Genomic DNA, 20,382 nt, shown 5'->3' on the forward strand with positions numbered 1-20,382 from the left:
AATCAGAGTAAGTTTACACTCACCTATATATGAATAGGGAGTATTTACATTGCCAATTTCAGCATCTCTTATCAAACAAAACCAACTTCGCTTAGAGTCAGAACTTTGTCAGTGTCTAGACATATTAGAGCAAGCTGTTTCAATAAAATTGAAATGTTCGGTTATTTTTAATCGAAGTGATTTAGATAGCTTACTTTAAAGCTTCGAGCACAAACATCCTGAGCTACAGCCTAACATTCAAAAAAAGTGCAAACGTATTATTGCGGCTTTAAGCCAAATTGAAATTGGCATGTATGGTTTATGTGCTTACTGTGAAGAACCTATCGACCAAAATTCACTACTAAATAACCCTTGCCAACAAGCCTGTATAAAATGCCGATAACAAAAAAGGACCCTTAGGGTCCTTTTTTAATCAACTTAAAAGTCGTTATTAAATGCTAACTTTCTTTCGTTTAGCTGTGTCTTCGATATAGCTCATCCAACCAGAAGCAGACTGTCTGTACTTCTTAATTTTCTTAGCTTCTTTTGCATACTTATAAGCAGATTTATAGTTTCCACTGTAAAAGTTTGCTTCTACTAAAGACATAGTAATCGAATCTGACTGCTTAGTACCTAACTCTAAAGATTTCTTGAAGGCACTAATTGCGCCTTTGTAATCTTCAGTCATCAGTAATAAATCACCAACTTTTTTGTAATAGTCAGGATCTTGAGTCATTTTAGCTACTTCTGAATAAGTATTCGCAGCATCTTTAAAGTCACGGCCTTGGTGATAGTAGTTAGCAAGAGAAGCTAAGCTTTTCTCATCTTTCTCAATCACACCAGCCTTTAAATATTTATTCTGAACTTGAGCAGCTTTAACCGGAATACCATATGCAGCGTATAATTGCGCTAATGCAGTATATTGGTTAGCTTTTTCTAAGAAGCCTTGCTTATAAGCAAGTTCATAAGAAGAAAGTGCACGCTCAAAGTTTTCATCTAATAAATAGAATTGACCTAACTGAACCCACCAACGTTTGTCAGTTGGGAAAAGCTTAACAAGAGTACTCGCAACTTCAGAAGCTTCTCTATACATCTTACGCTCATAGTAAGAACTTATTTTCATCAAATAAGGACTTTCTTTAGGCTTTTTGTATAAAGCAATAGCTCTATCAGCTGGCTCAATGATTTTATCAAGTTGTTTCAACTGATAATAAGATTGAGATATGCGTAGATACACTTCAGGATCTTCACGACCTGCGAATGCCATCCACTCTTTGTAACCATTAAGTGCTTTTTGGTAGTTAGCTTCTTGTAAGTTTAAATCAGCAAGTAATTTAATAGCTTGCTCTTGTTCAACTTTGTTAAGAACATCTAACTCTACCGCTTTTTCAAGCTTTCCGATTGCTTTCTTAGCTTGGCCTTTCTGACCTGCATACATGTTACCTAATAAACGGTTAACGAATGCGACATCAAAAGGTTGCTTAGCTTCAATCTCTTCAAGCATGCTGATTGCATCAGGGATGCGATCTTCTTGATAAGCCTCGAAAGCTTTCTGCACTTTCTTACCTACGTTTTTAGACATAACGTAAGTTTTACGCTTTGGTTTTTTGCCATCTTCAGCAGCAAGTGCTGGTGTTGATAAACTTAGTGCGACTAACACTAAAGTAAAACAACGTAGGGCATTTTTAATCGCGTATTTAATGCTCATAATTACCTCGTTATATTTCCACATAACAGTTATTAGGGGCTAGGCTAATAAAACCTAGCCTCTTTTAACTTAACCACCAGTGTTTAACGTGAAGTCAAGTTGTACTGTCATGCCAGGCTGCTTCATTGGCTTACCATCAACGATTTTCGGCTTATACTTCCAACGTGACAACGCTTTTTTAGCTGCACGGTTGAAAATACGCTTAGGTTCAGCGGCGATAATTTCAATATCAGTTACGCCACCTAACTCATCGATCGTAAACTTCAGTTTAACCCAACCTTCTTTACCTTCACGAGCCGCCTGCATTGGATACTGAGGCTCGATACGCACGATAGGTGTAGCATCACCATCTTGCATCAGGTTACCGCCAAGGCCACCTAATCCTGTATCACCAACACCAGTATCTGGTGCAGGGATATCAACATTAATGCCTGACGCGTCTGCATCCGCTACCTCAGGTGTAGATTGCTGAGGTTTTGGAGGCTCTGCCGGCGGTGGTGGAGGCGGAGGTGGTGTACGCTGCCTTTCTTGAGTGCCTTCATTTGGCTTACTCATAACGATATCGATACGAGGCGCTTTTTCGGCTTCTTCTGGGCCTTTTTGGTTGTTAGCGATTAATTCAGCCATTAATACAAATAGACCAAACGTAATAGCTAAACCAATCGGAATCGACAGCAACAAACGGACCATATTAATTCTCCGCTGCTACAGTGATTCTTTCGATACCCGCCGCTTTAACTTGATCCATTACTTTCATAATTAGACCATGTTTCGCTTCTTTATCACCTTGCACAATAACAACATCGGTTTGCTGCTCAGCAAGCATCTTTTCAACGTTGGCGCGAACACGCTCAACATCTACTTGACGCTTATCCATCCAGATTTCGTTTTTGTCATTGATTGCAATAAATATATTTGCTTTAGGCTCAGCTTTGGTGTTGTTAGCTTTTGGCTTATCAACTTCAATACCAGCTTCTTTAACAAATGATGTCGTAACAATAAAGAATATAAGCATGATGAATACGATGTCGAGCATCGGAGTCATGTCAATAGCTGCTTCTTCTTCTTCGTGATGACGTCTACGTGCCATAACTTAATTCTCTCTTAATGATGTGGCAAACTGTCCACTAGTTTTTCTACTTCCATTTTAGCGCGCGCTTCAATACGTGAGCTAAAGAATACACCCGAAAGTGCTGCAACCATACCCGCCATTGTCGGGATTGTTGCCATGGAAATACCAGATGCCATCAAACGTGGATTACCTGTACCCGATGTTGCCATCGAGTCGAATACGCTAATCATACCCGTAACAGTACCCAATAGTCCGATGAGTGGACACAAAGCTACCAAGGTTTTAATCAACAAAATACGTGCTTTTAATAATTCTGAAGCTTCTGAAATCCAGAAATCACGTACTTTATGCGCATACCATGATGTAGTGTCTTTTCTTGCATCCCAACGAGCAATTAAATCTTTGCGATACTTAGGGAACTCAAGAATTAAGAACCAGTAACGCTCGATCATTAAAAACCACATAATGGCTAGCACACCGAAGACAACGTATAACACGTCGCCCCCTGTCGATATAAATCCCCTGACAGTTTCCCAAATGTCAATCAGGAATAACATCTTATGCTTGCTCCTTCTCCGCGTGAGCGGCTACGATACCAGCACTTTGCTCTTCAAGAACGTGCACGATTGATTTACTGCGACCAGCAACAATACTGTGAATGAAGATAAGTGGTAATGCTGCGATTAGACCCTGAGCCGTTGTAACAAGTGCCATTGAGATATTACCAGCCATGATCTTAGGATCACCTGTACCGAATAATGTAATTGCTTGGAACGTACCAATCATACCAACAACTGTACCTAATAGACCTAATAAAGGTGCGATAGCAGCTAAGATCTTGATTACGTTGATACCACGCTCGATACGAGGCGTTTCTTTTAAGATAGCTTCGTCAAGTTTAAGCTCTAAGTTTTCAACGTCAGCATCTTTGTTGTCTTGGTAAACTTTTAAGATACGACCTAGTGGGTTCTTAGTATTAGGGTTGTTTAAGTTCTTAAGCTGTGACTTCATAGCTGAACCAACTAAGAATAGAGTCACGAAACGCTCTAAAGCAATCAATAGACCTAACACTAAAACACCAGTGATAACGTAACCAGGTACGCCACCTTGGTGGTAACGGTCAGATAATGTCGCTTTTTGCTTGAAGATGTTTAAGATAGCGCCACGAGCCGGATCTAGGTATAAAGAGCTGAAACCAGAACCTTGACCTTGGTAAGTAGCAGCGGCTGATAACACGTGACCTTCAGGCTGACGAGCTAACGGCTGAATCTTAGGTGAAGCTGGGTTTTCAGTGTTATATGTTAAGTACTCACCATTAGATAGTAAGTTGAAAACACCAATACGCGTTACAGTCATTGTTGATTCTGAACCGTCTAAAGCATAAACAGGCGCATCGTAGCTAACTGTTTTACCAGATTCAGTCATCTCAGTTTGTAATGCGAACCATAAGTCTTCTAACTCAGCAAGAGTTGGAAGCTCTTTAGCTTCAGATAATTTTTCTAACGTAGCAGTACGATTTGAAAATTCAGGTTGTGAACTAACAATTGAAGTTGATACACGACCTAAAGCCTCACCAGATGCTTGACGAACAACACCGAACATCTCACCTAACGTACCTTTAGCATTATCTAATTCTACTTCTTTATCAGTAATGCGTTTTTCGTTATTTGCAAACGTTTGCTGTAAGCGCTTTTGGCGTGCTTTTTCAGCTTTTAACTCAGCTTTTGCTTTGTTAACTAAAGATTGCTTTTGATCACGAGCTGCTTTGAATTCAGCTTCGCGTTTTTTGTTAATTTTAACTTCTGATATACGATCAGATTTAACTTGCTCTAAAAGCTTATCTAACTCAGCTGTGCTAGCAGACGCTGTGAAGCTGATAGAAGTTAGTGCTAGAGCAGATACTGTTAATAAAGTTTTAATCTGTTTCATTATTGTGCACTCTCCGCAGCGAAGATAGGTAACTTAATCAAGTCAGGAGCAACTTGCTTACGAGCCATACGAATAGCATGTTTGATAGGCTTGATGTATTCATCACCTAATTCAACCCATTGACGAGCACTGTTATCCCAAACCCAAACTTGTTTGAAGTCTAGAGATTGAGCAACTAAAGCTGTACGACCAACGTGTGCGATATCAACAGTTTTACCGTCTACATCACCTTGGTATGCAGCAATTAATGTACCGTAATCGTTTTCGATTTGGTAAGCATCTAGTACCTGACGGAATTGCTCTGAAGTTGTAACGTTAGGGTTAGTCATTAAATCGCGGATACGTTCGATACGCGCTTTACGCTCTTCTAACTTTAATGGTACGTCTAATTCAATGAACTTCTCTAAAGAGTCGATCATTTTGTACATTAGAGGTACAACACCTTGTTTAGTATTTTCGATACCATCAATCTGCTTTTGCAGAGATGCAATATGTGCATTTTGACCATCAACTAGACGTTGTACGTGATCGTTGTAAACACGTAAGTTGTCAGTTTCGTCAACGATTGTGCGGTATTCAGCCAACAGGTCTAGAGACTGTTCGTAGATACGATCAACTCTTTCTTGTGATTTAACTGCTGCTTTATGAATCTTCTTCTCTTCTTTATGTAGATTCTCAAGCGGGTCTGCCGATGCTACTGCCGGAATAGACAGTGCTAATGCGCATGCGACTGCAGATGCAAGCTTTTTACTCTTCATCATCTTAGACACGATTCCCAATGAAATTTAATGTTTGATTTTGGCTGATAAGACCAGCTTATCACCGCCTGTAAACTTGACAGTTTTATAATTAAAACTCACCAAATACTCTTACATTTAGCAAGGAAAGTCAACTCAATATGGGGCTAAGTAGGTGTTTTAGTCAGGTTTTTACTGTTTTTCACACAAAGCGTTTATTAATCGAACACTGCTATAATTTCGCTAACCTTTAGCATTATTTACTTACAGTTATTACTTTCAGTATTAATTAACCGATAGGCATAAAAAAACCAGCTTGAAGCTGGCTTTTGTTGAATAACGAGAAACAGATTAGAAACTGTTACCCGGCTCTTGCTGATTTTTCTCAGCTTGAATTCGCATGTAAATCTCTTCTCTGTGTACAGAGATTTCTTTAGGTGCATTAACACCGATGCGCACTTGATTACCTTTAACTCCAAGAACAGTGACTGTTACATCATCACCAATCATCAAAGTTTCACCTACTCGGCGCGTCAAAATTAACATATCCTGCTCCTTATTCCTAACTACTAACCGTCTGTGTAGAGCCATCTCCTTTAGATAGTCTATATCCAATATAAACTATCTTTAAAAAATGGCACAATTTTTTAAGCTAACTTTATCAATAATATAGACTTAGATTTTTTCTTCAAGCCAAGTCGTCACACTTGCAAGTGCAGCAGCTAAATTTTCAGGCTGTGAACCACCAGCTTGTGCGAGATCGGGTTTACCACCACCTTTACCGCCAACTTGCGGAGCAATATGGCCAATAAGCTCACCCGCTTTGATTTGCTTGCTCAGCTCTTTAGTCACACCCACAATCAAATTAACTTTGTTTTCACCTTTAAGTCCAAGCACAATTACGCCTGAGCCAATTTTATCTTTTAAGCTATCCACTGTGGTGCGAAGTGCTTTTGGTTCAACACCTTCAATTTCAGCTGAAAGTAACTTAATACCTTTTACTTCTGTAGCTTGGTTGAGCAAATCAGCCCCGGCTTGGCTCGAAAGTTTATCTTTGAGCTGACCTAAAGATTTCTCTAATTCTTTATTCTTATCCAGTGCAGTTTTGACTTTTTCTACTACTGAAGCGTTATCAGATTTTAATAAGCTAGCGATATCAGCGAGGGTTACTTGCAAACCTTGAACGGCATCAAATGCAGCTTGACCCGTTACCGCTTCAATACGTCTTACACCTGCGGCAATGCCTGACTCAGATGTAATCTTGAAAAAGCCGATGTCACCCGTTCTATCAACGTGAGTACCACCACACAATTCAGTCGAGAACGCTCCCATACTAACTACGCGAACCTGATCGTCATACTTTTCACCAAACAATGCCATTGCGCCTGCAGCTTTAGCCTCTTCTAGCTCCATAAGCTTAGTGTCTAGAACTTTATTAGCTCGGATTTGTTCATTCACTAATGATTCAATCTTGCACAGTTCTTCAGCTTTGATAGCTTCAAAGTGTGCAAAGTCAAAACGTAAGCGCTCACTATCAACTAATGAACCTTTCTGACTTACGTGCTCACCTAATATTTGACGAAGAGCCGCATGAAGTATGTGAGTAGCCGTATGATTTAACTTAATCGCTTGACGACGCTCAGCATCTACTTTTGCGTCAACAGTATTGCCGACAGAAAGCTCTGCTAATGCACGACCTTTATGAGCAATTGCTTCATTAAGTTTTACAGTATCAGCTACTTGGAATTGTTCACTTAACTGACCTCTATCACCAACTTGACCACCTGACTCAGCATAGAAAGGTGTTCTATCTAAAATAACAATCGCATCATCATTTGCTGCAATCTTATCTACCGATACACCTTCTTTAATAATTTCGATCACTTGAGCAGCAAATTGCATGTGCTCGTAACCATCAAATTCAGATGATTTATCAGTACTTAACGCATCATTGTAATCTTTACCAAAGTTACTGGCTTGTTGAGCTCGAGTACGTTGAGCCTGCATAGCCACATCAAAACCGGCTTCGTCTACCGTTAAGTCTCGCTCACGAGCAACGTCAGCGGTAAGGTCCATTGGGAAGCCATAAGTATCATAAAGTTTGAAAACAAGATCGCCTGGAATGACTGTTCCTTCAAGATTAGCTAATTCATCATTTAAGATGGCTAAGCCGCGGTCCAGCGTTTTCAAGAATTGTTCTTCTTCAATACGCAGCATTTTTTCAACAATGGCTTGATGTTTCTTCAATTCAGGGAAAGCGTCTCCCATTTCAGTGATTAATTGTTCAACAAGCTTGTAAAAGAATACGTCTTTAGCACCTAGCTGATTACCATGACGAATTGCGCGTCGAATAATACGACGTAAAACATAACCACGACCTTCATTCGACGGCATAACACCATCAGCAATTAAGAAACTACAAGAACGGATATGATCAGCAATTACACGAAGTGATTTATTTTCAAGGTCAGTAACAGATAATAAATCAGCTGTCTTTTTAATTAAGTTTTGGAAAATATCGATTTCATAGTTTGAGTGCACACCCTGCAAAATTGCAGCAATACGTTCAAGTCCCATTCCCGTATCTACAGATGGCTTAGGTAACGCTTCCATTGTTCCGTCAGCATGACGGTTAAACTGCATGAATACCAAGTTCCAAATTTCAATAAAACGATCACCATCTTCTTCTGGAGAGCCAGGTACACCACCCCAAATATGCTCTCCGTGATCGTAAAAGATTTCTGTACAAGGGCCACACGGGCCTGTGTCACCCATTGACCAGAAATTATCAGATTCATACTTCTTCTCTGGTGATTTATCACCAATACGAATGATACGATCAGCCGGCACGCCAACTTGATTTTGCCAAATATCAAAAGCTTCATCATCAGTTGCATATACCGTAACAAGTAGTTTATCAGTTGGTAATTTCACTACTTGAGTTAAAAATTCCCAAGCATATTTAATCGCATCCTGTTTGAAATAGTCACCGAAACTAAAGTTACCTAGCATTTCAAAAAATGTATGGTGACGAGCGGTATAACCAACGTTTTCTAAATCGTTGTGTTTACCACCTGCACGGACACAGCGTTGACTCGATGTCGCGCGGGTATAATTACGTTGTTCACTGCCTAAAAACACATCTTTGAACTGGTTCATACCGGCATTAGTAAATAATAAAGTAGGGTCATCAGCAGGTACTAACGAGCTACTTGCAACAACTTGGTGTTGTTTGCTCGCGAAGAAATCTAAAAAGGCGCTTCGTAATTCAGCCGTGGTCATTTTCATTTTTTTAAAACCTATTAAATCGAGCGATTAAATTTTTGGCCGCAAATTTACCATGAAATGAACATTTAGTTAACAAAGGATTGAGGATCTTCGAGGGGTATATTCAAAAAGGGCTGTATTTTAAAATGGAGGTTTTCAAACCCTAGAAACAAAAAACGCAGCATAAAGCTGCGTTTTTTAAAGCAAGTTAGGCATTAACCTAGTAATTTAGCAAGTTCTTCACTCACGCTTTCAACTTTCTGTGTACCATCAAGTTTTGCATATTTACACTTACCATCTGCTGCTAACTTGTTGTAGTAATCAACAAGTGGAGCTGTTTGGTCATGGTATACACCTAAACGTTTACGAACCGTTTCTTCTTTGTCATCATCGCGAATCATTAAGTCTTCGCCAGTTTCGTCATCCTTACCTTCTACTTTAGGTGGATTGTAAACCACGTGATAAACACGGCCTGAATCTGCGTGAACTCGACGGCCACCCATACGATCAACGATGACATCATCCGGTACATCAAACTCTAAGACGTAGTCGATGTCGATGTTGTTCTCAACCATAGCATCCGCTTGTGGAATAGTACGTGGGAAACCATCTAGTAAGAAACCTTTTGCACAGTCGTCTTGTGCGATACGCTCTTTAACTATACCGATAATGATATCGTCAGATACTAACTGGCCAGCATCCATCACTTTTTTAGCTGCGATACCCATTTCTGTACCTGCTTTGATTGCAGCACGTAACATATCACCTGTAGAAATTTGTGGGATACCGTATTTTTCCATAAGGAATTGAGCCTGTGTGCCTTTACCAGCACCTGGCGCGCCTAATAAGATGATGCGCATGAAAACCTCTTTTCTAATTATCTTAATTTTTGCTTGCGCAGAATTTACACTCTCGTGACTTAAGTTACAAGCCATTAATAAAAAAGGGAGTGCACCGTACTCCCTATAGATATTTTCAGTAAATTAACCTGCAACCTTTAACAGTAATTTATTCAAACGAGCAACAAAAGTTGCAGGATCAGCTAGACTGCCACGCTCTGCTAATGTTGCTTGTTCTAATAATACTTCAACCCACTCTTTAAATGCCTCTTCATCCGCTTCATCAGCAACACGCTTGATTAGTGCATGATCTGGGTTTACTTCGAAGATGTACTTAGTTTCGGGCGCAGCTTGACCTGCAGCTTCAAGTAACTTAGCCATTTGCGTATTCATGTCGTTATCATCGGTCGTGATAACAGCAGGTGAATCAGTTAAACGATGTGTCACTTTTACTTCTTTAACTTTCTCACCTAAGGCAGCTTTCGCCCGTTCCACAAAGCTTTCAAACTCTTTCTCTGTTTCTTCCTGTGCTTTTTTCTCTTCTTCATCATCTAAGTTTGATAAGTCGATGTTTGCTTTAGCAACAGATTGAAACTGCTTTTCTTTATACTCAGTCAGGTGCGACATTAACCATTCATCAATGCGGTCTGACATAAGTAAAACTTCGATGCCTTTTTTGCGGAAAATCTCAAGGTGAGGACTATTTTTCGCCGCTTCAAAACTATCAGCCGTGATGTAGAAAATCTTATCTTGACCTTCTTTCATTCGCTCAATATAGCTATCTAAACCCACCGATTGTTCAGCAGAATCATTTTCTGTTGATGCGTAGCGAAGTAAACCCGCTACTTTTTCTTTATTTGAGAAGTCTTCAGCCGGACCTTCTTTTAAGACATTACCAAATTCCGTCCAGAATGAAGCGTACTCTTCAGGTTTGTTTTTAGCCATTTTCTCTAATAGAGAAAGTACTTTTTTCGTGCTACCTGAACGGATGCTTTGTGTGATCTTATTATCTTGTAAAATCTCACGAGATACGTTCAACGGTAAGTCATTTGAATCGATTAAACCTTTAACGAAACGTAAGTAGTTCGGTAAAAACTTCTCGGCATCATCCATAATGAATACACGTTGAACATAAAGTTTAATACCCGTTTTCGCTTCGCGATCCCACATATTGAATGGCGCGCGTTTAGGAATGTACAACAAGCTAGTGTATTCAGTTTTACCTTCTACCTTGTTGTGGCTCCAAGCTAATGGATCGTCAAAGTCATGGGCAACCGTTTTGTAAAACTCTTTATAGTCTTCATCTTTGATCTCTGACTTTTCACAAGTCCAAAGAGCCGTACCTTTGTTAATTGCTTCCCATTGAGCAGGCTCAGCTGGTGAAGTTTCATTGCCTTCTTCATCTTTAATCGCTTCAACTGCTTCTTTGAACATTTGAACTGGGATATTGATGTGATCTGAGTAACGAGTGATCGTTGAACGCACTTTCCAATCATCTAAGAACTCTTCTTCATCTTCACGTAAATGAAGCGTGATCTCTGTTCCGCGTTCTGCTTTTTCGATGTCAGCTAATGTGTATTCACCCTCACCTTGTGAAGTCCACTCAACAGCTTGATTAGCAGCAACACCGGCTGCACGTGTTTTAACCACAACGTTTTCAGCAACAATAAATGCAGAGTAGAAGCCAACACCAAATTGGCCAATTAGCTGAGAGTCTTTGGCTTGATCACCCGATAAGTTACTGAAGAATTCTTTTGTACCTGATTTTGCGATCGTACCTAAGTTATTGACAACTTCTTCACGCGTCATACCGATACCATTATCACTAATAGTAATTGTACGCGCGTCTTTGTTTACTGAAACGCGAACGCGTAAATCAGCATCATTTTCATATAAACCATTATCAGATAATGCTTTGAAGCGTAATTTATCTGCTGCATCTGAAGCATTAGAAACTAACTCACGAAGGAAAATTTCTTTGTTTGAGTATAGTGAGTGGATCATTAATTGAAGTAGTTGTTTTACTTCGGTTTGAAAGCCATGCGTTTCTTTTTGAGCTACATCTGACATTGAAAAGCGTCTCCTAACTTATTCATATCTATATTTGAAATAATGAAAATAAAACATCGCGTTTTATTTGATGAAATTAGAAATGGGGTTCGATGAAAAGGTTTCAAGCCATAACGTGAAAAAAATGACGCAATAGGCAGTAAAGATTTAAAAATTTAAAAGCCAAAAATAAAAAAGCCACTCTAAGAGTGGCTTTTAAAAATTTAGCTTATTGGCAATGAATTATAACACTGCAGCAATAGATTCGGCTAAGTACTCAACATTTGCTTTAGAGATACCAGCGATATTGATACGGCTGTTACCAGCCATATAAATGCTGTATTCATCGCGTAAACGTTGTACTTGTTCTTTGTTAATGCCTAAGAAAGAGAACATGCCCGCCTGACGTTCAATATGGCTGAAGTCTTTCTCTACGCCTAATTCTTTTAACTTAGATACTAATAATGTACGTAAGCTGTTCATACGCTCACACATTTCAGCTAATTCAGCTTTCCAAACTTTAGTCAGTTCTTCATCTTTTAAGATGATACCAACTAACGCTGCACCGTATGAAGGTGGCATTGAGTAAATACCGCGTGCAATACTAAGCGTATTAGTGCGCACTGCTTCAGCTTTGTCAGCATCTTCAGAGATAACGGCAATCATACCTGTACGTTCACGGTATAAACCAAAGTTCTTAGAACAAGACGCAGCGATTAACATTTCAGGTACAGCAGCAGCTAGCTCGCGTACACCTTGAACATCCGTTTCTAAATCAACACCAAAACCTTGGTATGCAATATCAACATAAGGAGTAAATTTCTTCTCTACGGCTAACTTGATAATTTTACGCCATACGTCTAAAGGAATATCTTCACCAGTTGGGTTGTGACAACAACCGTGAAGTAAAACAACGTCGTTCTCACCAAGTGTTTCTAGCGTTGCTAACATTTCGTCAGCTTTTAGTGAATTCGTTTCAGTATCGAAGTAAGGGTAAACTTTTAAATCTAAACCAGCAGACTTCATTAATGGCACGTGGTTCGCCCAAGTAGGGTCACTTACCCATACCGTTGCACCAGGCTTTGCCGCAGCGATTAACTCAGAACCTAAACGCAATGAACCTGTACCACCTGGCGCTTGAATTGCTGAAATGCGACCAGACGTAAGTAACGGATTATCAGAGCCTAATAATAAAGCCTGCATACCCGCTAAATAGTCAGCATTGCCCTGTGCAGCAATATACGCTTTAGAGTCTTCAGTTTCAGTTAACGTAGTAATAGCCTGTTGAACACTGTCTAAAATTGGCGTAGTGCCTTCTTCGGTTTTGTAAATACCAACACCTAAATCGATTTTCTTTGGGTTAGTATCTGCTTTGTATGCAACAGCAATACCTAATAACGGGTCTGGTGGAAGTGTTGATAAATCTTGGAACATGGTGAAATCCTATAGATAAATATGCTTTTAAAATGAATAAAAAAGCAGAATTAAACAATTTTATGCGCTAAGCATACCTGAAAACGCATCCTTTTTGTAATAATTTTTCAGCGATTTTTTAATAAAAAATGCTACATGAAATGCGTTGAGAATTAGGGCTAGCGTTTAATAAAGTAAAATCAGAATCAAAGCTAGCCACAGATTAAATCTCGATAAATGAATAAAAGCTACATTTATTCAGTTAAAAATGGGGTTACACCGCCATAAATGCGCGGCATGCAAGGCCAATAAACAATAAGCCCGAAACACGGTTTAACCACAAAACACCATTTGGCGAAGATAAGTGATGACTGACCTTTTGAATCACTAAACTCACCCAAATAAACCAAATTGCATCAACAACCCAAGGTGTTAACAGTAATACGCTCGACGTCTGCCATGACAAGTTTTCACTATCGATAAATTGACTAAACAATGCCGTAAAAAAGATGGCCGATTTAGGATTCAAAATAGCAATAGCGAAACCTTGAATCGCCGATTTGTATAAAGGGATTTGCGATTGTGGTTCAGCACTAATTTCAATTTTTTCTTTCTTGCTCATTAAAGCTTTAATACCTAAATAAGCCAAAAAGCCCGCCCCACCATAAACAATAAATTGATAAACCTCAGGTGAAGCAATTAATAAAGCCGAAATCCCCAAAATAGTGGCCAATGCGTACAGTGCAATACCCGTAGCATGGCTAATGGCAGCAACTATGCCATGTCTTGGAGAATAGCTAATTGCGTGCTTAACAATAAGAATAAAACTTGGACCAGGTGAAACTGCGCCCAATACACAAATAAATAAAAAAGGTAACCAATCAGTTAATGTCATATTATGCAATCTGCTCGAAGCTAATTCGTTCACTGTGCATGTAATGCAAATAGATATTATCGCCAGATAATGCTAAATCAGCATTAGGCATTAATTCCAAACTCTTACCAAGCTCATCAAAAGCAACCCCGATAACATTAGCGCCAGTCTTGCTGTAGATATGTTGTTTCATTTGAGCAAATTGGCCATGCTGACCAAAAGGCATTTTCAATACATACAGCGTAATGCCATCACGAGTATCAAGAAGCTGATTGATAACGGCCGTAGCGCCGTGATCTTGTGAAGCTCGAACTAATTGCTCAACCCTTTTAGATGTCGAACACTCAACATTGAGCTTTAACCTATCAAGCGACTGTATGTAACTAGCATCATCAAAGTGAGTGACAATATGGCATTGCTCATTAACCAAACCGGATACATGTACAGTTAATGCTAAATTTTCATCGTCTGAGCTTGCGTTAATAATCACACGACAAGCCTTAGCGAGGTTGATTCTCGCCATTTCTTCATCGCTGGCAAAGCTAGAGACCTTGGCAAATTCAACGGATGAATTATCATAAAATGGGTGGGTCATTTCTTTATCTGTAGTGCAAAACAAAATACTGCGGTTCTGACGCTTTTTATCTGCCAATAATAAGTCGATAGACTTAATGGCTTGTTCTTGATCGTTGCAAAATAAAATAATGTGATCATCGAGTGAGTGAAAGTTCTTCATACCTTGCACATGCCTACTAATTAAATGAAATATAAATTCTGCTGTTTTGCCGAGTAATGAGCCAAATAAACCGAGACCAAGCCCGATAAACCATAGATCAATAATAACTCTAACCGCACCACCTTCGGCATATAAGTCGCCATAACCAACTGTACTTATTGTCACTATCCAAAAATGAAAATAAGTGTGCCAGCTATCTACGAGATGCCCCTGCCCCAGTCCTAAGCAAAGCAAATAACCGATGGCATAATGACCAAGAGCGATAAATACCAAGCTTTTCCAGCTTAGTCGCATAAAATGATGTATAAGTCGTCGAAATGTATGAATAAAGATGGACATTCAGCGCCTATCCTGTGGCCTATTTATGCAGAATGTAACTTGAATCGGCATGAAAAAAAAGCTGAGTGTCATAAATAACACTCAGCGAGCGATTTTTAGTAGATACCGGGCTCTAAACTACCCGGCCCTTCAGAAAAAACCTGTTCCGTTTTAGCTGCAAGGATGAAGTCATTTTTGTGTAAGCCATTAATTTTATGCGTCCACCAAGTAACCGTTACTTTGCCCCACTCGGTAAGCAAGCCAGGATGATGGCCGTGTTCTTCTGCCAATTCCCCTAGTAAATTTGTGAAGGCCAAAGCATCAACAAAATTTTTAAACTTATATACTTTGATTAACTGATCAACACCATCAATATTTTTAACGTTCCAATCTTTTAGTTCTGTTAATAAATCAGCTTGTTCTGCTTTGGTTACTAACGGTGCACCGATGCGACATGGCTCACAGGTAGAATCACATAAATTAGTCATAGTTTGCTTTCCTTCTTATTGTTAACAAACACGCGAAATTGCTTCGGCATCAAATAAACCAAGCGAAATCGCTTCATCAACATGCGCCATAATATCCAGCTTACTAAGCTCGAATAACGCACTGATTGTTTCTATTTCAAAGTATTGAGGCTGAAGCTCATCAATACGGTAAGGTGTTCTTAAAACATTGTCGATATCAAAGCGACATCGCCTCGGCTTATCACTAAACATAGCGTATCGCGTCTCTTCTGGTGAGGATAAAATCCCACCACCGTAAATTTTTCTTTCGCCTTGCTGCTGCAAAAGGCCAAATTCAACGGTAAACCAATAAAGTCTTGCTAAATAAATACGTTGCTTAGCATTTGCTTTTTTACCTAGCTGACCATAAATATGCGTAAAGTGCGCAAAGTCAGGGTGAGTTAGCATTGGACAATGGCCAAATATCTCATGGAAAATATCTGGCTCTTGTAAATAGTCCATATCTTGTGGGGTACGAATAAAGGTAGCCACAGGAAACTTCTTGTTTGCCAGTAATGAGAAAAAATGGTCAAAATTAATTAACGCAGGAACAGGCGCTATCGACCACCCCGTTGTTGACAATAACACTTCATCAACTTCAGCGAGTTGAGGAACTCTATCTTGGGGTAAATCCAGTGCCTCTAAGCCACGAATGTACTCTTCACAAGCATATGCTTTTACTTGCTCATGCTGTCGCTCGCATAAGTGTTGCCAAGTGGCATTTTCTTGCTCGGTCCACTCAATATACCCAGCATCATCTATTGGTTTGGCTACATATTTAGCGCTTGATTTCATAATACACCCAAACTTAGTCTTGCTATGTTCGTATTAATGCTACGAAACTCGTTATATTCGACTTAGTAAACGTTGTACTGATATTTTTGACCAGCTTTGTAGGAGAATTAGCAGTGTAAAGCTGATAAAACACTGCAACATAAAATTGACAGCACGCTTAGATTAACCACTACAAAAGCGCATTTATCTTTTTGTAGAGGTCTATTGCTTGTTGCTCATTCAAACCAAAACTACTAGCAGCTTCACCTACGCTACTCGATACGCGCACGAAATCAGAGCTGATCGTTCGTTGAGCATTAGCGGTTTCCAGTTGCTCACTTAACTCTTGATTATTTTTGTCGGTTTGATTGAGAATTTGCGCTTGCGGGCTCAACGAGACTTGGTCATCTTGGTTGCTAAAAACTTGACTCGCTTGCGGGCTAGCACTGGGAAGCTGACGGTTCAGTTCTTCATTTCCAGTACTACTGGTTGTTGAGTTTGTATTAAGGCCAGATTGTAATGAGCCGATTTCCATCACAAATCCCCCAATTTGCGCTACCTTACCGTTTTAAGTATAGCGCAAAATAGGTTATTTATTAGTCGTCAGTTTTAGTCTCACTGGCCACTTCCGCAGCAGCGGTTTGTTCAAGTTGGTGCTCAAGAGCAAAAATTTGATTAAGCAGTTTAGCCAGTTCAGTCAGTTTAGCCGGTTCAATCTTAGTTTCTGTACCATTACCGGTTGCTTCTAAAAAACGTTTAGCTAATTCTTCTACATAAGGCACCACGCGATTGGCCTCACATTGAAAACCCGAGTCTTTGGGGAAAATCGCTTGAAACTTCCCTAAGCCCTTTTCCGCAAAACCATCCAAAACTAAATCACAGGCTTTAGCTTTTTCATGAGCCAGTTGCAAGTTCTGCCTAAAGGCATCAATTACTTTTTCCATTTTTATCTCTTAATCATGATTTGTATTGATTTTACCAAAGCCGTTTGTCGACTAAAAATAAAAAATAAAAAAAACATTAAAGCTATTCATTTTTTGACCGATAAGCTGATGAGGGCGTTGAAACTCTCGTTAACCAAATTGATGTTTTATTGGAGAAAATGCTATGCAAGTAGGTTCAACACCAAGTCCCCAAATGCAAGGTGCTGGCGAAGGTGGCGCAGAGTTACGTGCTGCTAAGTTGGCAAAAGGGCAACAAGAAGCTGAAGGAAAAGCGGCTATGGAGCTTTTAAAATCTGCTGAAATCCCCCCTCAATCAGCAAACCCGGCAGTTGGTGGCAACATCAATATCAAGGTTTAACTTGATACGCCAAACTTAACTATGGATGGCTGAGCTTGGCAACCCTCGTAATACAAATAAACCTCTAATTACCCATTAGAGGTTTCGTATTTTTTACCCGCCTAGTTAGTTACCTCAACAAATTTAATTGGGGTTTTACTCGCTTTCCCCCCCTCTTCCTTGACCCATTTCGGCATTAAAAAACCGGGTAAAGCTTTGAGCATGTCCTGATATAAAGCTTGGTGGTCTAAATCGGTTGAATCAAAATGTGCGGCATTTTGTACCTTATCAAACCAATGCAGGTAATAAGGTAAAATACCGACCGAAAAGAGCCGCTCTGATAGTTCAACTTGTGTTTTCACATCGTCATTTATTGCTTTTAACAAGACAGCTTGATTGAGCAATGTAATGTTAGGCTGTCTAAGCTTATTGAGAGCCGCAGCTAACTGCTCAGATATTTCATTGGCATGATTGATATGTAACACCAAAACGACCTTAAGCGATGAATTGGCTAGTGCTTGGGCAAGTTTATCTGTCACACGCTGCGGGATGACAACGGGTAAACGCGTGTGAATACGCACACGTGTTAAATGCTCAACCCCCTCTAATTGGCTAATTAAATCGATGAGGTGCTCATCTTTAGCCATCAATGGATCTCCCCCACTTAAAATAAGCTCATTGATTTGTTGATCGCTCTTTACATAGTCAATCACAGATTGCCAACTCGCTCGATTTAAGCTGTTTTCTTGATAAGGAAAATGTCGACGAAAACAATAGCGGCAATTAATGGCACAACCTGTTTTTAACATCATTAATACACGACTTTGATATTTGTGTAATAAGCCAGGAATGACAGCTTGATGTTCTTCTAGTGGATCTTTGACGTAACCAGGCGTTTCAACCAGTTCTTGTTGCTGGGTAATGACTTGCAAGAGAAGTGGATCGTTAGGATCGCCTTTTTTCATCTGTTGAGCAAAAGGCCTAGGTACGCGAAACGCAAATAGTTTTTTTGCGGCAAAGCCGGCTTCAAAAATGTGGGGAGAAATTTGCAAATAATCTAGTAAAGATTTGGCACAACTAAAAGATTTTGCGAGTTCTTTTTGCCAACAAGGTTCAAAATTGCTCATTTTCGGTTAAAATTGCGGGATTATTTTAAATCTTCCACTTAACAATGCTTTGTTAAGTCTAACGATAGAGTGAATTATGGCGAACTATAGCACGAATGAATTCAAAGCCGGCTTAAAAATTATGGTTGATGCTGAGCCTTGTAATATTTTAGAAAACGAATTAGTAAAACCAGGTAAAGGACAAGCCTTTAACCGTGTAAAAATTCGCAAATTAATCAGCGGTAAAGTTTTAGAAAAAACATTCAAGTCAGGTGAAAGTGTTGAAGGTGCAGATGTAATGGATACTAACCTTGCATACCTATACAACGACGGTGAGTTTTGGCACTTCATGAACAACGAAACATTCGAACAAATCGCTGCGGATGAAAAGGCCGTTGGCGACAGCGTAAAATGGTTGGTTGAACAAGATGAATGTACAATCACATTATGGAACGGTAACCCAATCGCCGTAACACCACCTAACTTCGTTGAGCTTGAAATCACTGAAACAGATCCAGGTCTTAAAGGCGATACAGCAGGTACTGGTGGTAAACCAGCGACTTTAGTAACAGGTGCCGTTGTGCGTGTTCCATTATTTGTTCAAATTGGTGAAGTTATCAAAGTTGATACGCGTACTGGCGAATACGTTGGTCGTGCAAGTAAGTAATTTTTATTTACTCACTTTGAAAAAACCTGCTTTATGCAGGTTTTTTTGTTTTTAGCCCAGATACCCAAGAGATACAAGAATGAATTGGCAAGCCAGCGCAAACCTGACCGCACTTAAACAAAGAGCGAAGATGTTTGCACAAATCAGACATTTTTTTGCAGAGCGAAATGTTTTAGAGGTTGAAACCCCTTTATTAGCAACCAGTGGTATTACTGATCTTCACTTGGAAAATTTAACCAGCCAATACACAGGGCCACACTTTCCAAAAGGTGTCGAGCTTTACCTACAAACATCGCCTGAATATGCAATGAAAAGAATGTTAGCTTCAGGCTCAGGGTGCATTTATCAAATTTGTAAAGCGTTTAGAGATGATGAATCTGGCCGTTATCACAATCCTGAATTTACCATGCTGGAATGGTATCGAGTCGGTTTTGATTTATCTGATTTGATGGATGAAATGGATAGTTTATTGCAGGTAATACTCAATGTTTCATCTGCTAAGCGATATAGCTATCAGGCTATTTTCATTGAGGTATTAGACATAGACCCACTCCAAGCATCAACTGAATCACTCCAAGCATTTTTACGCAACAATGCCCAAGCGGATATGGCGAACATACTCACAGAAAAAGATGACCTGTTGCAGTTTATCTTTAGCTTTTTTATCGAGCAGAAAATCGCTCAAACTCAGCCTTATTTCATCTATGACTTCCCTGCATCTCAGGCTTGTTTAGCCAAATTGAATCCAGACGACTCTCGGGTAGCAAAGCGTTTCGAAGTTTATTTTAAAGGGGTTGAGCTTGCTAATGGCTTTGATGAGTTAACCGATGCCACTGAGCAAAGAAAGCGATTTGAACAAGATAACCTAATGCGCCAAGCCAACGGCAAGCATAGTAAGCCGATTGATGAAAACTTATTATCAGCCATTGCTGCGGGTTTACCTGATTGTTCTGGTGTCGCGATGGGGCTAGATCGGTTGCTGATGCTAGCAGGCCAATACGCACATATTAAAGAGGTGATCAGCTTTGATTTAACTCGTTGTTAAATCAACAATAAAAAACAGATTCAAAGCATAGATTTACCACTTAAACACTAGCCATTTACCACTTTTATTCTTATTCTTGAAT

General features: G+C 39.6%; 21 protein-coding genes. 3 read left to right on the top strand and 18 right to left on the bottom strand.

Features of this window, described 5'->3' with window-relative positions; genetic code table 11:
* Positions 1-430: 430 nt before the first annotated feature.
* The 17 genes from HR060_RS00175 to HR060_RS00255 all read right to left on the bottom strand — a co-directional run bounded on the left by HR060_RS00175 (position 431) and on the right by HR060_RS00255 (position 17,145).
* Entirely contained in the window at positions 431-1,687 is a 1,257-nt protein-coding gene (locus HR060_RS00175; protein WP_174198232.1) for a tetratricopeptide repeat protein, read from the bottom strand.
* A 69-nt stretch (positions 1,688-1,756) separates the two neighbouring features.
* Complete coding sequence (locus tag HR060_RS00180; protein WP_174198233.1) at positions 1,757-2,377, bottom strand: energy transducer TonB; 621 nt, start codon at positions 2,375-2,377, stop codon at positions 1,757-1,759.
* Between the two features lies 1 nt (position 2,378).
* On the bottom strand, positions 2,379-2,777 hold the full coding sequence (locus HR060_RS00185; RefSeq protein ID WP_174198234.1) for an ExbD/TolR family protein: 399 nt from the start codon (positions 2,775-2,777) through the stop codon (positions 2,379-2,381).
* Positions 2,778-2,791: 14 nt separating this feature from the next.
* Complete coding sequence (locus tag HR060_RS00190; protein ID WP_174198235.1) at positions 2,792-3,316, bottom strand: MotA/TolQ/ExbB proton channel family protein; 525 nt, start codon at positions 3,314-3,316, stop codon at positions 2,792-2,794.
* 1 nt (position 3,317) lies between these two features.
* A complete protein-coding gene (locus HR060_RS00195; protein ID WP_174198236.1) occupies positions 3,318-4,688 on the bottom strand; it encodes a MotA/TolQ/ExbB proton channel family protein in 1,371 nt (456 codons plus the stop codon).
* Complete coding sequence (locus HR060_RS00200) at positions 4,688-5,449, bottom strand: DUF3450 domain-containing protein (protein ID WP_174198237.1); 762 nt, start codon at positions 5,447-5,449, stop codon at positions 4,688-4,690. Before HR060_RS00200 ends, HR060_RS00195 begins: the two co-directional genes overlap by 1 nt.
* A 327-nt stretch (positions 5,450-5,776) precedes the next feature.
* A complete protein-coding gene (gene csrA, locus HR060_RS00205) occupies positions 5,777-5,971 on the bottom strand; it encodes a carbon storage regulator CsrA (protein ID WP_174198238.1) in 195 nt (64 codons plus the stop codon).
* 129 nt (positions 5,972-6,100) lie between these two features.
* Entirely contained in the window at positions 6,101-8,713 is a 2,613-nt protein-coding gene (gene alaS / locus HR060_RS00210; protein WP_174198239.1) for an alanine--tRNA ligase, read from the bottom strand.
* A gap of 194 nt (positions 8,714-8,907) precedes the next feature.
* A complete protein-coding gene (gene adk, locus HR060_RS00215; RefSeq protein WP_174198240.1) occupies positions 8,908-9,552 on the bottom strand; it encodes an adenylate kinase in 645 nt (214 codons plus the stop codon).
* A gap of 123 nt (positions 9,553-9,675) precedes the next feature.
* The gene (htpG, locus tag HR060_RS00220) at positions 9,676-11,601 is read right to left on the bottom strand and encodes a molecular chaperone HtpG (RefSeq protein ID WP_174198241.1); all 1,926 of its coding nucleotides are present in this window, start codon (positions 11,599-11,601) and stop codon (positions 9,676-9,678) included.
* Between the two features lie 222 nt (positions 11,602-11,823).
* Positions 11,824-13,014: an amino acid aminotransferase gene (locus HR060_RS00225; protein WP_174198242.1), complete on the bottom strand. Its 1,191-nt coding sequence runs from the start codon at positions 13,012-13,014 to the stop codon at positions 11,824-11,826.
* 253 nt (positions 13,015-13,267) lie between these two features.
* The gene (locus HR060_RS00230) at positions 13,268-13,888 is read right to left on the bottom strand and encodes a LysE family translocator (RefSeq protein WP_174198243.1); all 621 of its coding nucleotides are present in this window, start codon (positions 13,886-13,888) and stop codon (positions 13,268-13,270) included.
* Position 13,889: 1 nt separating this feature from the next.
* Positions 13,890-14,897, bottom strand: a complete 1,008-nt coding sequence (locus tag HR060_RS00235; RefSeq protein WP_174198244.1) for an ion channel — start codon at positions 14,895-14,897, stop codon at positions 13,890-13,892.
* Positions 14,898-15,037: 140 nt separating this feature from the next.
* Positions 15,038-15,409 (bottom strand): 4a-hydroxytetrahydrobiopterin dehydratase, encoded by a 372-nt coding sequence (locus HR060_RS00240; RefSeq protein ID WP_174198245.1) that lies wholly within the window; start codon positions 15,407-15,409, stop codon positions 15,038-15,040.
* A gap of 21 nt (positions 15,410-15,430) precedes the next feature.
* Positions 15,431-16,222: a phenylalanine 4-monooxygenase gene (gene phhA / locus HR060_RS00245; RefSeq protein WP_174198246.1), complete on the bottom strand. Its 792-nt coding sequence runs from the start codon at positions 16,220-16,222 to the stop codon at positions 15,431-15,433.
* Between the two features lie 169 nt (positions 16,223-16,391).
* A complete protein-coding gene (locus tag HR060_RS00250) occupies positions 16,392-16,736 on the bottom strand; it encodes a hypothetical protein (protein ID WP_174198247.1) in 345 nt (114 codons plus the stop codon).
* A 61-nt stretch (positions 16,737-16,797) separates the two neighbouring features.
* Positions 16,798-17,145 carry a hypothetical protein gene (locus HR060_RS00255; protein ID WP_174198248.1) on the bottom strand — a complete coding sequence of 116 codons (348 nt, stop codon included), beginning with the start codon at positions 17,143-17,145 and terminating at the stop codon, positions 16,798-16,800.
* 163 nt (positions 17,146-17,308) lie between these two features.
* Here HR060_RS00255 and HR060_RS00260 point away from each other — a divergent pair, with 163 nt between their 5' ends.
* Positions 17,309-17,503, top strand: a complete 195-nt coding sequence (locus HR060_RS00260; RefSeq protein ID WP_174198249.1) for a hypothetical protein — start codon at positions 17,309-17,311, stop codon at positions 17,501-17,503.
* Positions 17,504-17,604: 101 nt separating this feature from the next.
* On the opposite strand, the gene epmB is transcribed toward HR060_RS00260, so the two are convergent.
* Positions 17,605-18,609: an EF-P beta-lysylation protein EpmB gene (gene epmB / locus HR060_RS00265; protein WP_174198250.1), complete on the bottom strand. Its 1,005-nt coding sequence runs from the start codon at positions 18,607-18,609 to the stop codon at positions 17,605-17,607.
* 76 nt (positions 18,610-18,685) lie between these two features.
* Here epmB and efp point away from each other — a divergent pair, with 76 nt between their 5' ends.
* Positions 18,686-19,255 carry an elongation factor P gene (efp, locus tag HR060_RS00270; RefSeq protein ID WP_174198251.1) on the top strand — a complete coding sequence of 190 codons (570 nt, stop codon included), beginning with the start codon at positions 18,686-18,688 and terminating at the stop codon, positions 19,253-19,255.
* A 79-nt stretch (positions 19,256-19,334) separates the two neighbouring features.
* Positions 19,335-20,300, top strand: a complete 966-nt coding sequence (gene epmA / locus HR060_RS00275; RefSeq protein ID WP_174198252.1) for an elongation factor P--(R)-beta-lysine ligase — start codon at positions 19,335-19,337, stop codon at positions 20,298-20,300.
* The last annotated feature ends 82 nt before the right edge of the window (positions 20,301-20,382 follow it).

Source organism: Marinifaba aquimaris, from assembly GCF_013328345.1.
GTDB lineage: Bacteria > Pseudomonadota > Gammaproteobacteria > Enterobacterales > Alteromonadaceae > Marinifaba > Marinifaba aquimaris.